This window comes from Microbacterium sp. As-52 (genome assembly GCF_049949185.1).
GTDB classification, from domain to species: Bacteria; Actinomycetota; Actinomycetes; order Actinomycetales; family Microbacteriaceae; genus Microbacterium; species Microbacterium maritypicum_A.
Map to the genome: position 1 here is coordinate 367,942 of NZ_CP188171.1, position 16,322 is coordinate 384,263.

Sequence of the window (16,322 nt, forward strand, 5' to 3'; positions counted from 1 at the left end):
TCAACGTCCTTCCGATGCGGGAGCCGCATCCTCCGAGGGAGAATCGTCATCGGTCGAACGCACCGGCACGGGAGCATCGGCGTCGAGCATGTCGTCATCCGTGTCGGTCGCCAGGACAGCCGCCGTCGCGGCGGCTTCGGCTTCTTCCTCGGTCTCGACGATCTCGTGATCGCGTTCGCGCGTACCGTCGAAGCGCAGGCCGAAGACCACGAGCAACGCGACCGAGATCATCCCGGTCACGATGAAGATGTCGGCGACGTTGAAGATCGCCGGCATCATCCACGGCATCGAGATCATGTCGACGACGTGCCCCACCGGAAAACCGGGCTCACGAAACAGACGATCACTGAGGTTGCCGAGGACTCCGCCGAGGAGACAGCCGAGCACGACCGCCCACAGGCGGGACTTGAGCCCGAACGCCTTCCAGACGATCACGCACGCCACGACCGCGAGGGCGATCGTGAAGATCCAGGTGACCTCGGATCCCAGGGAGAACGCCGCCCCGGGGTTGCGAACGTAGTACAGCTGAAGGAACTCCCCCAGGACCGGAACCGGCTCCTGGTAGGGGAGGTTCTCGATCGTGAGGTACTTCACAAACTGATCGGCGGCCAGTACGAGCGCTGCGAGAATCGCAACGACCGCACCGGCCGCCGACCGACGAAGGGGACGGCGTCCTGACAAGAGGGCGCCTTACAGACCGATCGCGGAAACGGGTGTCGAGTCCGTGGAGGTCGACTTCTCGTCGAGCTCGCGGAGCTGACCCTCGATGTAGCCGCGCAGCTGCGAGCGGTAGTCGCGCTCGAAGTTGCGGAGTTCGGTGATACGAGCCTCGAGAGTGTTGCGCTCGCGCTCGAGTCGTGCGGACTCCTCGCGCTGCTTGGCCTCGGCCTCGGTGCGGATGCGGGCGACCTCGGTCTCGGCCTCCGCGATGAGCGCGTTCCGCTTCGCCTCGCCCTCGGCGACATGCTCGTCGTGCAGACGCTGTGCGAGTTCGATGATGCCAGCGGTCGCGGTCGCGGAACCGGTCGGAGCGGGCTCCGCCGGGACCTCGGCCACGGGGGCGGGAGCCTCGACAGCGGCGGGCGCGGCGGCTTCAGGAGCAGCACCGGACTCGTACGCGGCCAGCTTGGCCTTCAGCTCCACGTTCTCCTCGAGAGCCTTGCGCCACTCGATGACGATCTCGTCGAGGAAGTCGTCCACCTCGTCCGGGTCGAAGCCGTCCTTGAAGCGGACGTGCTGGAACTGCTTGGTGACGACGTCATCCGGGGTAAGTGCCATGGGTGGCTCCTCTTTCGATGAGTTCGATTGCCAGTATCGATGTATGGCGTGGTCGTGATGTGGCGCGAACCCGGGGCGCGCACCTGGGTGCCAGCATAGCCCCCGAGCATTGGCGCCGCGATGTCACGACACCCAGAGTGGGAGAAGTCGCAGCCACCGGATCAGGGGACACGCCGGGATTTCAGCGGATGAACAGCCCGACGACGTTCATCAGAATCAGGACGATCAGCAGAGTCAGCGCGAAGCCGAAGTCGAGCGAGAGCGAGCCGATCCGCAGTGGCGGGATGATCCGCCGGAAGAACCGGATGGGCGGATCGGTGAGGGTGTAGACGGCCTCGGCGAGCACGAGCCCGAATCCCTTCGGACGCCATTCGCGATTGAACATCGGAATGTAGTCCAGGATCAGGCGCGCGAACAGCACGAAGACGTACAGCAGGAGCACCAGATGGACGATGCTCGCGAGGACGGAGACCAGCTGCACGGGCTACGACTGGTCGAAGCCCGCAGACTCGGCGTCTGCGTGTGCGATGCCCCCGTGACCCGATACGGCGATGTTCTCCGGCGACAGCAGGAACACCTTCGAGGTCACGCGCTCGATCCGGCCGTAGAGGCCGAGGGAGAGCCCACTCGCGAAGTCGATGAGGCGGCGCGCGTCGGCATCGCTCATCTGCGAGAGGTTGATGATGACCGGGACGCCCTCGCGGAAGCTCTCCGCGATCAGCTGGGCGTCGCGGTACTGCTTCGGGTGGACGGTGAGAATCTCGTTCACGGCTCCTGCAGACGGCTGGCGGACGGCGACGGGGCGGCGCAACGGCGTGACGGGGGCCGGTGCCGGCTCCTCGCGGTCACGGTCGCGGTCACGCTCGCGGTGAGCGCGGGCGGGCGCCTGCGTCTCTTCCTCGTAGACCTCTTCTTCATCGGCGAGGCCGAGATACACCATGGTCTTCTTCAGTGGGTTACCCATCGTGTCCTCCGGTTCGAACGTGTCGGGCTGGTCTTTTCACAGGTTAACCCCGGTCGGGCCGGGGGCCGGTGATTGCGGAACCGATCCGCAGGTGTGTCGCGCCGGCGGCGATCGCCTCGGCGAAGTCTCCGGTCATCCCGGCTGAGATCCACGACGCGGTTGAGTCGATCGCACGCACGCTGTCGGCGATGTCGTGCAGACGAGCGAAAGCGGAAGCGGGTTCCTCATCGAGGGGCGCCACGGCCATGACGCCGCGCAGCCGCAACGACGGCAGGGCCAGGACATGCTCCGCGAGGGCGACCGCCTGAGCCGGCACGACTCCCCCACGACCGGGGTCGTCGGTGAGATTGACCTGGACGAGAACGTCGAGCCGACCATCATCGTCCGCAGCGCGGTGCAGAGCATCCGCGAACCGGTCTCGATCGACCGAGTGCACGACGTCCGCACTCCGGCGGATCGCCGCCGCCTTGTTCGTCTGCCCCTGGCCGATGAAGTGCCAGCGCAGATCTGGTGCTGCGACTTCTGCTTCCTTGGCCGACAACTCCTGCTGGCGGTTCTCGCCGACGTCCTTCACGCCCAGCCCGTGCAGGGCACGGACCAGCGACGCCGGGTGGAACTTCGTCACCACGATCCGGGTGATCTCCTCGGAGCTCCGTCCGGCCGCCTGCGCGGCGGCGGCGATCTTCTCGTCGATCGCCGACAGCCGCGCAGCCAGGCCGGAAGGCTCGGCCGCGTCGACCGAGGACGTCACTTCAGGAATTCGGGGATGTCGATGTCGTCATCGGCGAATGCCGGCTCGATGCTGGTGGCCGGCACGCGCTGCTGCACGGGCTCAGGCTGAACCGTCTCGCTCTTGCTCTCGGGCTCGTCCGTGAGCGCGACCTCGGGAAGCGACGTCGTGGACGGCCGCGAAACGACCATCGGGTCCAGCCGGAGGGAGGGCTCGCCGCCGTCGAAGCCGGCCGCGATCACCGTCACCCGCACCTCATCGCCGAGCGTGTCGTCGATGACCGTACCGAAGATGATGTTGGCTTCGGGGTGGGCGGCTTCCTTGACGAGGTCGGCCGCATCGTGGATCTCGAAGATCCCGAGGTTCGAGCCGCCCTGGATCGAGAGCAGCACGCCGTGCGCACCTTCGATGCTCGCTTCCAGGAGCGGAGACTCCACGGCCAGCTCCGCAGCTTTGATGGCACGGTCGGCCCCGCGAGCGGAGCCGATGCCCATGAGCGCGGATCCCGCACCCTGCATGACCGACTTCACGTCGGCGAAGTCGAGGTTGATGAGACCCGGAGTCGTGATCAGGTCGGTGATCCCCTGCACACCGGCGAGGAGCACCTGGTCGGCCGTGGCGAAGGCCTCGATCATCGAGATGCCGCGGTCGCTGATCTCGAGGAGGCGGTCATTCGGCACCACGATGAGGGTGTCGACCTCTTCCTTGAGCTTGGAGACACCGGCTTCGGCCTGGCTCTGGCGGCGGCGACCCTCGAACGAGAACGGCTTCGTCACGACACCGATGGTGAGGGCGCCGATGGACTTCGCGATGCGTGCCACGACGGGCGCGCCACCGGTTCCGGTGCCACCGCCCTCGCCGGCCGTCACGAAGACCATGTCCGCACCGGTCAGAGCCTGCTCGATCTCCTCGGCATGATCCTCTGCGGCGCGTCGGCCCACCTCGGGGTCGGCACCGGCACCGAGACCGCGGGTGAGTTCGCGACCCACGTCGAGCTTGACGTCGGCGTCGCTCATGAGCAGCGCCTGCGCGTCGGTGTTCACGGCGATGAACTCGACTCCGCGGAGGCCGAGATCGATCATGCGGTTCACGGCGTTGACGCCGCCACCGCCGACGCCGACGACCTTGATCACGGCGAGGTAGTTCTGGTTCTGGCTCATGGCCGGCCTCCGATTATTCGAGCCTGGAAGTGGGTGAACCTTAAACCTCAAGTAGAGGTGTAAAGTATTTCCCGGTATTGCGTTCTCTTTGATCGAAGGTAAGCGCCGCCCGGCCGCGTTCGCGCGAAGACACGGGCGTGTCGCCCCATTCCCCGAGAAAGGGATCAGCCGACGACGGCGACTTCGGGGGAAGTGACGTCGATCGACGCGGCTTCGGGGTTCGAGGCCATCGCCTTCGAGAGGACGACGGCCTTCAGCGCGGACTCCTCCGCGCTCCCCCAGACCACACTCAACCCGCTGTTGAGCGTGAGAGTCACGTCGTCGGCGGTGCGCGCGCTGATCTCCGTCAGCGCCGCACGGATTTCGGCGGGGAGCGAGCGCACCACGAGACCTGCGCTGCGGAACGCCGCCGAGTCGACGCCGCCCGGGACGTCGATCACCGGCTGCCCCGCAGGCTGATCCGAGGTGGTGGAGAGGGCGACACCGGCGGCATCGACCAGCGTGTACCCGGCGTCCGAACGGATGACGCCGACCGGAGTGCGTTCCACGATGCGCACGGTCAGGTCATGTGGTGGACGTGCTTCGAGGGAATAGGTCTCGATGAGGGGGAAGGCCAGCAACGCGGCCTTCACCTTGCTGGAGTCGACGAGCGCGAGCGGGGTTCCGAGCTGGTCGCCGAGCGCGGCCTCGATGGCTGCGGGGTCGAGAGTCGTGGCCCCGGCGACGCTGATCTTCTGAACGGCGAAGAGCGGACTGTAGGCCGCGGCGACACTGCCCCCGACGAGCAGGAGTGCGGCGCCGATGCTGCTCAGCCACACGATCCTGCGCCGTCTGGAGCGCTGCGTGAAACGACGGATCTCGGCGCGAAGCGCCTTGCGTCGTGCGCGGGCTGCGCGCCAGACGTCCCTCGTCGACGTCGGCTGCGGATCGTCCGTCGACGTGTCATCCCTGTGCTCCTCGGACATCACGTCATCGGCGGCCGAGAACTCCTCCTCCGCTTCAGCATCGCGTCGCCGCCTGCGGGACTTCGCCCCCGGCGCGGCGTCCTTCTCCCCCGGACTCTCCGGGGTGGTCGGAAGCGGTGCAGGCCGACGCATCGGCTATGCCCCGTCGGTCCGACGCAGCGAATCCAGGACCTGCGGGATGATCTGGTAGACGTTTCCGCAGCCGAGCGTGACGATGAAGTCACCTTCCCGTGCAACGGCGGCGGTGTAGTCGGCGGCCTGCTGCCAATCCGCGACGTAGTGCACGTGCGACGGGTCCTGGAACGCGCCGCTCACCAACTCGCCGGTGACACCGGGCACGGGGTCCTCCCGGGCGCCGTACACGTCGAGCATCACGGTGTGATCGGCGAACTCCTCGAGGACGTCGGCGAACTCCTGGTACATGTGCTGAGTGCGCGAGTAGGTGTGGGGCTGCTGAATCGCGATGATCCGTCCCGCTCCTGCGATGCTGCGCATCGCCTCGAGTGCAGCCCGCACCTCCGTGGGGTGGTGCGAATAGTCGTCGTACACGGTCACGCCGCGCTCGACACCGTGCTGCTCCAGTCGACGCACGGTTCCCGCGAAGCCTTCGACGGCGCGAACGGCCTCCGCGAGCGAGTAGCCGAGCGCACGCAACACCGTCACGGCCCCCGCCGCATTGATCGCGTTGTGCACACCGGGAACGGCGAGCTGCATACGCGCCTGTTCCTCACCGTGCGTCAGCGTGGCGGCGACCGGACCCGCGGCGACGATGTCGGTGACGCGTACATCCGCTCCTTCGGCCTGACCGAACGTCAGCACGTTCGGGTGAGAGAGACCGGCACCGACCCGCAGCGCACCCGCGTCGTCGCTGGAGATCACGACCGCCTCCGTCGCGGCGTCCGCGAACTGCACGAATGCCTGGTGGAAGGCCTCATCCGAGCCGTAGTGATCGAGGTGGTCGGGATCGACGTTGGTGATCAACGCGACAGCGGTGTCGTACAGCAGGAACGTGCCATCGGACTCGTCGGCTTCGATGACGAACAGCTCTCCCGATCCAGTCGCGCTGGATGTGCCGAGCTGCTCGATCACGCCGCCGTTGACGAAGTGCGGATCCGCGCCGAGCTCACGCAGGGCGGTGACGATCATGCCCGTCGACGTCGTCTTTCCGTGGGCGCCGGCGACGGAGACGAGACGACGTGTGCCGATAAGCCAGTGCAGGGCCTGCGACCGGTGGATCACGTGGAGTCCACGGGCCTTCGCGGTCACGAACTCGGGATTCTCCGGCCAGATCGCTCCGGTGTGCACGACGGTGTCGGCGTCACCGAGGTGAGCGGCGTCGTGACCCACGTGCACCGTCGCGCCAGCGGCCGCCAGCGCGCGCAGATTGTCGCTGTCCGCGCGGTCGCTACCAGAGACGCGGATGCCGGCGTCGAGGAACATCTTCGCGAGACCGCTCATACCGGAACCGCCGATGCCGATGAAGTGCGCGGAGGTGATCGTCTCGGGAATGGGGAGGGAGAGGTCGGGTCTGATCATTTCCGCTTCAGTCTACTTTTCTTCGGTCTCGTCGACCGCGTCAGACGGCGACGAGTGCGCGGTCGATGAGGGTGATGACGTTCTCGGTTCCGGCGCGGGTTCCGGCGGTCTCTGCAGCGGCGGCCATCCGTGCGATGCGCTCTCCGTCTCCGAGCAGAGGGACGACGATGCGCCGCACCGCGTCACCGTCGAAGGACGCATCGTCGAGCAGCTCTGCGGCCCCTGCAGCAACGGCCGAGGCGGCGTTCAGACGCTGCTCGCCGTTGCCCACGGAATACGGGACATATAGCGCGGGGATCCCCAGAGCACTGATCTCGCTCACGGTCGCTGCCCCGGAACGGGAGACGATCAGATCGGCCAGAGCGAACGCGAGATCCATGCGGTCGACGTAGCGGTGCAGCGCGTAGCCGTCGACGCCCGGATCGGCGAGGTCGCTGCGCTCACCCGTCACGTGCAGCAGCTGCCAACCGGTGCCCAGGATGTCGCGCCACGAGTCCGCGAGCGCCTCGTTGAGCCGCTGCGCTCCCAGCGAGCCGCCGAACACGAGAAGGACGGGGCGGTCGGCGTCGAGGCCGAAGTACTCCGCCGCCTCCGCGCGCGAAGCCGCGCGGTCGAGGGCGATCACCTCCCGCCGCAGGGGCATTCCGACGACCTCGCCACCACGGAGCGGAGTGCCCTCGAAGGCAACCCCCACCGCGGCCGCACGGCGTGCCCCGAGCACGTTCGCCAGCCCTGGCTTCGCGTTGGCCTCGTGCACCACGAACGGCACGCCCTCACGGCGCGCGGCAACGTATGCCGGCGCAGACGCGTATCCGCCGAAGCCCACCACCACGTCGATGCCGTGCCGACGGATGTGGTCGCGCACCTGGGCGATGGCCCGACGGAACCGCCCCGGGAACGACAGGGCCTGCCTGTTCGGCCGCCGCGGGAAGGGCACCTTGTCGACGATCAGCAGTTCGTAGCCGCGCGCGGGGACGAGACGGGACTCCAGTCCCTCGGCCGTGCCGAGCACGAGCACGGAGGCTTCGGCATCACGTGCGCGGAGACCGTCCGCGACGGCGAGCAGGGGGTTGACATGACCTGCGGTGCCACCGCCGGCGAGGAGATACGAAGTCACCTGGTGACCCTACCCCGCTCGGCTGACTGCTTCTCGGTCACAGGGATCGTCCGTGCGAACGCCAGCAGCACGCCACAGGCGATGAGCACCGCGAGCAGGGCCGTGCCGCCCTGGGACATGAACGGAAGGGGGACGCCCATCACCGGGAAGACGCCGATCACGACGCCGACGTTCATGACGGCCTGGCCGACGATCCACACGGTGATGCCGCCGGCTGCCACGCGGATGAACGGATCCGGTGTCTTGCGGATGATGTGGAAGGCACCGATCGTGAAGAACGTGAACAGGGCGAGCACGACGATGCAGCCGATCAGGCCGAGCTCCTCGCCGACGATCGCGAAGATGAAGTCATTGCCCGCGGCGGGAAGCCACCCGTACTTCTCCTGGGAGTTGCCGAGGCCGAGGCCGAAGATGCCTCCGGTGGCCATACCCCAGATCCCGTGGATCGACTGGTAGCAGTCCGTGTAGTAGAGCGCCATGTTGTCGCAGGTCGCGGTGATGCGCCGCATGCGGTCCTCGCTCGACAGCGCGTAGGCGAGCACCGCGATGACGCCGAGGATCAGCGGGATGATGAACAGCCGGAGCTTGACGCCCGAGAAGAAGAGGCACCCGAGGAGGATGAGCACCAGCACCATCGCGGTACCGAGGTCCTTGCCCGCGAGCACGGTGCCGATCGCGAGTGCACCGACCGGGATCACGGGGATGAACACATGATGCCAGGTGCCGAGCATCGTGCGCTTGCGCAGCAGCACCGCAGCGATCCAGAGCGCGAGGGCCAGTTTGAGGAACTCGGAAGGCTGCAGGGTGAAGCCCGCGATCTTGACCCAGTTCCGGTTACCGCCGTCCTCGATACCCAGCGGAGTGAACACGAGCATCTGCAGCGCCACGGCCCCGAACAGTGCGGGCCACGCCATCCTCTTCAGGAAGTCCACCGGCAGACGGCTGATCAGGAACATCAGCGGGATGCCGAGCAGCGCGAACACGCCCTGGCGCAGCACGCCATCCATCGGGTTGACCCCCTTGGAGACGGCTGTCGCGCTGGTCGCAGACAGCACCATGACGAGACCGAAGAGGGTGAGGAGCAGCGCGGTCGAGGCGATGAGCAGGAACTCGGTCGACACCGGGGTGAACCGGCGACCGAGCGAGACCCTGGCCGCGAGACCGCCGGACTCAGAGCGCGGAGGGCGGGATACCTGTGTCATCGGCGCTCCCCCGGTCGATCCAGTCCCGCACCGCCTCGGCGAAGCGATGGCCTCGTTCCGCGTAGCCGGAGAACTGATCGAAGGATGCCGCCGCCGGGGCCAGCAGGACTGTGCCCTCGTCGTCGACGATTCCCGCGGCGATCTCCACGACACGGTTCATGACCTGTCCAGTCTCGCCAGCATCCACCTCGAACACCGGCACCCCGGGCGCGTGTCGTCGGAATGCCGCGACCACCACGGAGCGTTCGACCCCGATCACGACGGCTGCACGCGCCGTCGTGCCGACCTCGGCGACCAGGTCGGAGATGTCGACCCCCTTCAGATCCCCGCCGAGCACCCACACGGCACCGGGGTACGCGCGCAGCGACGACGCCGCGGCGTGCGGGTTCGTCGCCTTGGAGTCGTCTACCCAGGTGATGCCGCGATGCCGGGCGATCACCTGGATGCGGTGCGGATCGAGGCGGAAGGACTGCAGGGCCGTGTGGATGGCCTCCGGCTCGACGCCCAGCGAGCGTGCCAGAGCACTCGCGGCGAGGATGTTCTGCACGATGTGAGGAGCAGCGAGACCCGCCGCATCGAGATCGGCGACCGTCGTCAACTCGAGGGCGCTGCGCGAGCGATCGTCGAGGAAGGCCCTGTCGACGAGCAGTCCCTCGACCACGCCGAGATCGCTCGGGCCGGGGATGCCGAGATCGAAGCCGATCGCACGGGCTCCCTCGACCACCTCCGCCTCTTCCACCATGCGACGCGTGGCCTCGTCCGCCTTGTTGTAGACGCACGCGATCCGAGTGTTCCGATATACGACGGCCTTCGCGTCCCGGTAGGCGTCCGCGCTCCCATGCCAGACGAGGTGATCGTCGGCGAGGTTCAGGCACACGGAGGCGTAGGGGAACAGCTCCCCTTCGGGCCTCGACTGTCCCAGATACCAGAGCTGATGGCTGGAGAGCTCGACCACGAGGACATCGAACCCCGCGGGGTCGCGTACGGCGTCGAGCACCGGCACGCCGATGTTCCCGCAGGGGGCCGCCCGCAGTCCGCCTTCCACGAGCAGCGTGGCCGTCAACTGGGTGGTCGTCGTCTTGCCGTTCGTCCCGGTGATGAGCACCCAGTCCGCCGGCGTGCCGTCGGCACGGACGACCTTGTCGCGCACGCGCCAGGCGAGCTCGACGTCACCCCAGATCGTGACAGCGGATTCCTGCGCCCACCGGATGAGTGGATGCGACGGCGAGAATCCCGGCGATGCGATGACCACCTCGGGGTCGAACTCGACGAGCACGGGCGGAACCTCGGCGAGCGGGCCCAATTCGAGTCGGGCGCCGATCACCGGGAGCAGTCGCTCGTACTCATCCTCAGCCGACTCGCTCAGTACGAGAACGTCGGCGCCCAGTTCGGCGAGCGTGTCCGCCACCGAGAATCCTGTCATCGAGAGGCCGAGCACGGCGACCCGTAGACCGCTCCAGTCGGCGTTCCAGCTCGTCAGTCCGGCGAGACGATCAGTCGACACGAGTGAGCCATTCGACGTAGAAGAGTCCGACCGCCGAGACGGCGAGCAGCCCGGCGATGATCCACATGCGCACCACGATCGTGACCTCGGACCACCCGCGCATCTCGAGATGGTGGTGGAACGGGCTCATGAGGAACAGCCGCTTGCCACGAGTGATCTTGAAGTACGCGCGCTGCAGGATGACCGAGCCCGACGAAAGCACGAAGACGCCGGCGATCACGAGCAGGAGGAGCTCGGTGCGGGTCAGGATCGCCATCGCGGTGATGACGCCGCCGATCGCCATCGACCCGACGTCCCCCATGAAGACCTTCGCCTTGGGCGCGTTCCACCAGAGGAATCCGATGAGGCTCGCCGCGAACGACGCCGCGATGATGGCGAGGTTGAACGGGTCGCGCACTTCGTAGCAGCCGCCGAGGGCATCGGGATCGCCGCCGATGCACGGCTGCTTGAACTGCCAGAACGCGATCACGCTGTAGGCGCCGACGACGATGACGCCGGCTCCGGCAGCGAGCCCGTCGAGTCCGTCCGTGAGGTTCACACTGTTCGAGGTCGCGACCCCGATGATCGAGATCCAGACGAGATAGAGGATCCATCCGAGCACCACGCCGAAGGCGAACAGGTTGAGCCAGGTGATGTCGCGGAACAGCGAGATCGCGGAGCTCGCCGGTGTCTGGCCCCACTTGTTCGGGAAGTTCAGCGCGACGATGCCGAAGGGGATGATGACCAGCAGCTGGCCGATCACCTTCCGCCAGCCCGAGAGCCCGAGGCTGCGCTGGCTGCGCACCTTCATGTAGTCGTCGATGAATCCGACGGCGCCGAATCCGACCATCAGCCAGATCACGAGCAGCGCGGAGAGTGCGGGGACTTCACCGCTCACCAGCACACCGGTGAAGTAACCGACCATCGAGCCGACGATGAAGATGACGCCGCCCATCGTGGGGGTGCCGCGCTTGGCCTCGTGACTCGGGTTGTGGACGGACTCCGGGGTACGGATGACCTGCCCCCAGCCCCACTTCCGGAAGAGCCGGAGGAAGACGGGGGTCAGGAACAGGGTGAAGGCGAGCGAGATCGCCGCCGACATGATGAGAGACCTCACGAGAACAATTCTCCCAGACGATCGCCGAGATGCCGGAGGCCCACGGAATTGGATGACTTCACGAGCACGCGGTCGCCGTCGCGGAGCTCGGTGCGGAGATACTCGAACGCGGCGTCCTGGTCGGGCAGATGGACTGCCTCGCTGTCCCAGGAGCCCTCCCCGACCGCGGCGAGGTAGAGGCGCCTCGCCTCGGGACCGACGACGACGATCCGCTGGATGTTCAGACGCACGGCGAGCAGCCCGATCCTGTCGTGCTCCTCCCCCGCGCTCTCACCGAGTTCGCTCATGGCTCCGAGGACCGCGACGGTGCGCTCGTCGGGACCGGTGATCTGCGCGAGCGTGCGCAGGGCCGCCGCCATGGAATCCGGGCTGGCGTTGTAGGCGTCGTTGATGATCCGCACCCGATCGCTGCCCAGGGGCTGCATGCGCCAGCGTTCGGCGATCTCGACCGTCTCCAACCGGGCCACGGCGTCGGCCGCCGAGACCCCGAGCACGCGTGCTGCGGCGATGGCCGCCAGAGCGTTGGAGATGTGGTGCGCCCCGAGCACGCGCAGCCGCAGGGGAATCCGTTCGGCGTCGACCTCGATGACGCAGGACGTGCCGGAAGCGGATACCTCGATCTCATGCGCGCGCACGTCCGCTGTGGGCCCCTGACCGAAGCCGACGGTGCGGAGTCCGCGAGCGTCCGCGAGTTCGCGCATGGCCGCGACACGCGGGTCGTCGACGTTGAGCACGGCGGTCCCGGGCACGCGGGCGGCGGCGACGAGCTCGGCCTTCGCCTTCGCCGTCTCCTCGATGCCGCCGAATCCGCCGGCGTGCGCCATGCCGACCATCAGCACGACGGCGACGTCCGGCTCGACGAGTCCTGCGAGGTGAGCGATGCTCCCCGGAGCCGCGGCACCGAACTCGCTCACGAGGAAGCGGGTGCTCTCCGTCACCCGGAGCATGGTGACGGGGGCGCCGACCTCGTTGTTGAACGACTTCACGGGAGCGACGGTCTCGCCTTCCCCCGCGAGGATGCGTGCGAGGAAGTTCTTGGTGGTGGTCTTGCCGTTCGACCCGGTGATGCCGACGATCCGGAGCGCGCCGTCGGCACGGACACGCGCGACGACCTCCCTCGCGAGTGCACCGAGGGCGGCGACAGCGTCCGGAACCACGATCTGGCTCACGGCGACGTCCACCGGGTGCTCGACGATCGCCAGGGCCGCTCCCGCGGCGACAGCGGACCCGACGAAGCGGTGTCCATCGGTCTCGGCTCCGGGCTTGGCCACGAAGATCGATCCAGGCCCCATCGTGCGTGAATCGGTGTCGACGATTCCGTCGACCACGGTCTCGGCCGTGTCCTCACCGGCCACGCGCAGATCACCGCCGACTGCGGCGGCGATCTCAGCGAGCGTCAGGGCGATCATGTCATCTCCATGCGCGGCTCTCGCCGACTATCCGAACTTGGGGAGGAGCTCGTCCATCGGGACAGAGGACGGCATCACGCGATACGTTTTCATCACCTGCGTCATCGCCTTCTGGAAGGCGGATGCGGTGGCCGCGGACGATACAACCTTAGTCGGCTCGTCGAGGGTGACCACGACGACGTACTGCGGATCGTCGACCGGCGCGAAGCCCACCATGCTGGTGTAGTAGACCCCGGCCTTGTAGCCGCCGTTGCCGTCCGACACCTGCGCCGTACCCGTCTTGCTGGTCACGCGGTAGCCGGGGACCTGGATGCGCTCGGCGTTGCCGCCCTGTACTGCGACGTTCTCCAGCATGCGTGTCAGCTCCGCTGCGGTCTGCTCCTTGACGATCTGCTCGCGCTTCGGGTCGGCTGGCGCGGTCACGGTGCCGTCCGCGGCGGTGCACGACTCGACGAGCGAGAGGTCGATCTTCTCGCCGCCGTTCGCGATCGCCTGGTAGGCGCCGGCGAGCTGGGCGGCCGTCACGGTGAAGTACTGCCCGAACGTCGTCGTGTAGAGCGACTGGTTGTCCCAGTCGCTGACCGGGTGCAGGATCCCTCCGACCTCCGAGGGGAAGTCGAGCGTCTTGTCCCCCACCCCGAAGCGCTGGAGGTAGTCGTAGCGCACATCGGGGCTCACCATGGTGCCGAACTTCGACAGGGCGACGTTCGACGAGTCGATGAGGCCCCCGGCGAGCGTGTAGTTGTACGCCGGGTGGGTGAACGCGTCGTTCACGACGGCGCCGTTCGGGAACTTCTCCCGAGAGGCCGCGCTCACCGTGCTGAGCGGGGTCAGGCCCGCTCCTTCGATGGCGGCAGCCGCGGTGACGGCCTTGAACGTCGATCCGGGCTCGAAGTCGTGGTGGAAGATCTGACTGGCCCTGGTCGCCGGTGTCGACGCATCGAGATCGTTCGGGTCCAGCGCGGGCCACTCGGCCGCGGCGCGGATCTTGCCCGTCTTGACCTCGACGACCGTGACTGTCCCGCCCTTGGCGCCCTGCGCCTGTGCCTCTTCGGCGATCATCTGCTGCAGGTACCAGTTGAGGTCGCTGTTGATGGTCAGCTGCACGGATCCGCCGTTCACGGCATCGACGGTGCGCTCGCTGCCGGGGATCACGACGCCGTCCTTGCCCTTGCGGTAGGTCTCCTCGCCGTCGATGGGCGCCAGGCAGGAGTCGTCGAGCTTCTCCACACCGGCCTGCGCCTCACCAGAGTTGTCGAGGAAGCCGAGGATGTTTCCGGCGACCGCGCCGTTCGGGTATACGCGTGTCTCTCGCGCCTTCAGCGACAGGTACGAACCGACTCCGAGATCCCGCAGCGCCATGTACTGCTCCGTATTCAAGCCCTTCTTGAGAGGCGCGTACTGGCTGTCGGGGTTCTCGGCGAGGGCGTTCGAGACCAGAGCCCGCACCTCGTCGCCGGTCTGGCCGGTGATGGCGGCGATCTTGTCGGAGGCCTCGGCCCACGGCAGCTTCGGCTTCTTCTCCTCGACGAGCATGATGACCTGCGGGCTGAGCTGCGCGTCGTAGACCATCACACTGGAAGCGAGCACCGTGCCGCCGGAGTCGACGATCGACCCGCGCTGGCCCGGGATCGCCGAACTCGCACCGAGGTGCTCGAGGGACTCGGAGACGTGCTCATCAGCGCTGACCACCTGGATGTCGACCAGGCGTACCACGAACGCGACCAGCACCGAGAGGATGACAGCGAGAGCGACGACGGTGCGTCGCCGCGGACCGCGGGTGGCTCGTGTCGTCATGGGATCTCTCCGTCGCTCGTGGGTGTCAGTGCGTCGTGGGGCTGGGGAGGCCGTCGGTGATCGACGGCGGAAGGTCCTGGGTGGGCTGGTCCGTCGCCGTCCCCTCGTCGGTCTCCGCCGGAGGAGGCGGCGGTTCCACGATGAGGGAGTTGCTCACGGCCCCGACACCGGCGGGATTGACGGTCGATGTCCAGTCGGCCCCCGCACCGGTGCCGAAGACGGCACCGTCGCTGAGACGCAGATACGACGGCGATCCGGCGACGACCATCCCGAGTCCGGCTGCGCTGCTGGCGAGCACCTGGGGCGAGCTGACGCCGGTGAGTTCTTCCTGGAGGGCGTGCGTCTTCAGGTTGAGCTCGCGCTGCTGTGACGAGAGACTCGCGAGAGTGAACGAGTCCTGGGTGATGGCGAGCGACAGCCCGATCTGCGCGGCTCCGATCGCGAGTGCTCCGCCGAGCGCGATGAGGGCGTAGGCGAGCTTCGGCTTGCGGCGGACTGCAGGGCGGGTGACGGGCTGCAGCTTCCGTTGGGGCGTCCTCTCCGGGGCGACCGGCTGCACCGGCTTCCGGACGACGGCATTCAGGCTCATGCGCTCTCCCGCAGCTTCTCGGCGGCGCGCAGGCGCACCGGGATCGCCCGCGGGTTGCGCGCGCGTTCTTCGTCGTCGGCCAGCTCGGCGCCTTTGGTCAGGATGCGGAAACGTGGAGCGTGTTCGGGGAGCTCGACCGGGAGCCCGGCAGGAGCGGTCGAGGCGGAGGCCGCAGCGAACGCCTGCTTCACGAGACGATCTTCCAGCGACTGGTACGACATCACGACGATGCGCCCGCCGACTGCGAGCGCGTCCATCGCCGACGGGATCGCGTCGGCGAGCACGTTGAGCTCGGTGTTCACCTCGATGCGCAGCGCCTGGAACACGCGCTTGGCCGGGTGGCCCGCGCGCTGGGCAGCCGCGGGTGTGGCGGCGATCAGGATCTCGACGAGTTCACCCGACCGCGTGATCGGCTGCTTCTGCCGCGCGTCGATGATGAACCGTGCATACCGACCGGCGAGTTTCTCCTCGCCGTAGCGCTCGAAGATGCGGCGGAGATTGCCTTCGCTGTAGGTCGCGATGACCTCTGCGGCCGTGACGCCCTTGGTCTGATCCATCCGCATGTCCAGCGGGGCATCCTTCGAATAGGCGAAGCCGCGGTCGGCTTCGTCCAACTGCAGAGACGAGACGCCGAGATCGAAGAGGATGCCGGCTGCGCCCTGGGCGTGCAGTCCGATCTCGTCGTACACCGTGTGCACGAGCGTGACGCGGTCCGTGAAGCGGGCGAGCCGCTCCCCCGCGATGCGCAGCGCATCGGTGTCGCGGTCGAGTCCGACCAGACGGATGTTCGGGAAGCGTTCGAGCAGCGCCTCGGAGTGACCGCCCATGCCGAGGGTGGCATCGACGAGCACCGCTCCGTCCGCCTGGAGGGCGGGAGCGAGCAGCTCGACGCAGCGGTCGAGCAGTACGGGGGTGTGGATGTCTCGGAGGTTCATGATCTTTCTCGGGGCGACCTTCGGCTCTGATCCCCCTCCG

At 67.7% G+C, this 16,322-nt stretch carries 16 protein-coding genes; all 16 read right to left on the minus strand.

Translation table 11 applies throughout. The features are described 5' to 3' along the window. Nucleotides 1-681: a signal peptidase II gene (lspA, locus tag ACLFA2_RS01790; RefSeq protein WP_046399048.1), complete on the minus strand. Its 681-nt coding sequence runs from the start codon at nt 679-681 to the stop codon at nt 1-3. Nucleotides 682-690: 9 nt separating this feature from the next. Next, on the minus strand, nt 691-1,278 hold the full coding sequence (locus tag ACLFA2_RS01795; RefSeq protein WP_021201570.1) for a DivIVA domain-containing protein: 588 nt from the start codon (nt 1,276-1,278) through the stop codon (nt 691-693). A gap of 181 nt (nt 1,279-1,459) precedes the next feature. Then, nucleotides 1,460-1,759, minus strand: coding sequence for a YggT family protein (locus ACLFA2_RS01800; protein WP_029258344.1), 300 nt, complete (start codon nt 1,757-1,759; stop codon nt 1,460-1,462). A 3-nt stretch (nt 1,760-1,762) separates the two neighbouring features. Continuing rightward, nucleotides 1,763-2,242 carry a cell division protein SepF gene (locus ACLFA2_RS01805; RefSeq protein ID WP_021199342.1) on the minus strand — a complete coding sequence of 160 codons (480 nt, stop codon included), beginning with the start codon at nt 2,240-2,242 and terminating at the stop codon, nt 1,763-1,765. A gap of 43 nt (nt 2,243-2,285) precedes the next feature. Further along, a complete protein-coding gene (locus ACLFA2_RS01810; protein ID WP_021199341.1) occupies nt 2,286-2,993 on the minus strand; it encodes a YggS family pyridoxal phosphate-dependent enzyme in 708 nt (235 codons plus the stop codon). Next, nucleotides 2,990-4,132, minus strand: a complete 1,143-nt coding sequence (gene ftsZ / locus ACLFA2_RS01815) for a cell division protein FtsZ (RefSeq protein ID WP_167253883.1) — start codon at nt 4,130-4,132, stop codon at nt 2,990-2,992. The genes ACLFA2_RS01810 and ftsZ overlap by 4 nt, the downstream gene beginning before the upstream one ends. Before the next feature lie 164 nt (nt 4,133-4,296). Beyond that, nucleotides 4,297-5,229, minus strand: a complete 933-nt coding sequence (locus ACLFA2_RS01820) for an FtsQ-type POTRA domain-containing protein (RefSeq protein WP_426621931.1) — start codon at nt 5,227-5,229, stop codon at nt 4,297-4,299. Nucleotides 5,230-5,232: 3 nt separating this feature from the next. Then, nucleotides 5,233-6,633, minus strand: coding sequence for a UDP-N-acetylmuramate--L-alanine ligase (gene murC / locus ACLFA2_RS01825; RefSeq protein WP_029258348.1), 1,401 nt, complete (start codon nt 6,631-6,633; stop codon nt 5,233-5,235). 40 nt (nt 6,634-6,673) lie between these two features. Beyond that, nucleotides 6,674-7,750, minus strand: a complete 1,077-nt coding sequence (locus ACLFA2_RS01830) for a UDP-N-acetylglucosamine--N-acetylmuramyl-(pentapeptide) pyrophosphoryl-undecaprenol N-acetylglucosamine transferase (protein WP_297558059.1) — start codon at nt 7,748-7,750, stop codon at nt 6,674-6,676. Next, nucleotides 7,747-8,952 carry a putative lipid II flippase FtsW gene (ftsW, locus tag ACLFA2_RS01835; protein WP_029258350.1) on the minus strand — a complete coding sequence of 402 codons (1,206 nt, stop codon included), beginning with the start codon at nt 8,950-8,952 and terminating at the stop codon, nt 7,747-7,749. The genes ACLFA2_RS01830 and ftsW overlap by 4 nt, the downstream gene beginning before the upstream one ends. Next, nucleotides 8,921-10,456 carry a UDP-N-acetylmuramoyl-L-alanine--D-glutamate ligase gene (murD, locus tag ACLFA2_RS01840; protein WP_029258351.1) on the minus strand — a complete coding sequence of 512 codons (1,536 nt, stop codon included), beginning with the start codon at nt 10,454-10,456 and terminating at the stop codon, nt 8,921-8,923. The genes ftsW and murD overlap by 32 nt, the downstream gene beginning before the upstream one ends. Further along, complete coding sequence (gene mraY, locus ACLFA2_RS01845) at nt 10,446-11,552, minus strand: phospho-N-acetylmuramoyl-pentapeptide-transferase (RefSeq protein ID WP_029258352.1); 1,107 nt, start codon at nt 11,550-11,552, stop codon at nt 10,446-10,448. Before mraY ends, murD begins: the two co-directional genes overlap by 11 nt. Next, entirely contained in the window at nt 11,549-12,961 is a 1,413-nt protein-coding gene (locus ACLFA2_RS01850; RefSeq protein ID WP_347125551.1) for a UDP-N-acetylmuramoyl-tripeptide--D-alanyl-D-alanine ligase, read from the minus strand. Before ACLFA2_RS01850 ends, mraY begins: the two co-directional genes overlap by 4 nt. Nucleotides 12,962-12,988: 27 nt before the next feature. Continuing rightward, complete coding sequence (locus ACLFA2_RS01855; RefSeq protein ID WP_167253875.1) at nt 12,989-14,758, minus strand: peptidoglycan D,D-transpeptidase FtsI family protein; 1,770 nt, start codon at nt 14,756-14,758, stop codon at nt 12,989-12,991. 25 nt (nt 14,759-14,783) lie between these two features. After that, nucleotides 14,784-15,347, minus strand: coding sequence for a hypothetical protein (locus ACLFA2_RS01860; RefSeq protein WP_347125550.1), 564 nt, complete (start codon nt 15,345-15,347; stop codon nt 14,784-14,786). Next, on the minus strand, nt 15,344-16,282 hold the full coding sequence (gene rsmH / locus ACLFA2_RS01865) for a 16S rRNA (cytosine(1402)-N(4))-methyltransferase RsmH (protein ID WP_029258356.1): 939 nt from the start codon (nt 16,280-16,282) through the stop codon (nt 15,344-15,346). Before rsmH ends, ACLFA2_RS01860 begins: the two co-directional genes overlap by 4 nt. Between the last annotated feature and the right edge of the window lie 40 nt (nt 16,283-16,322).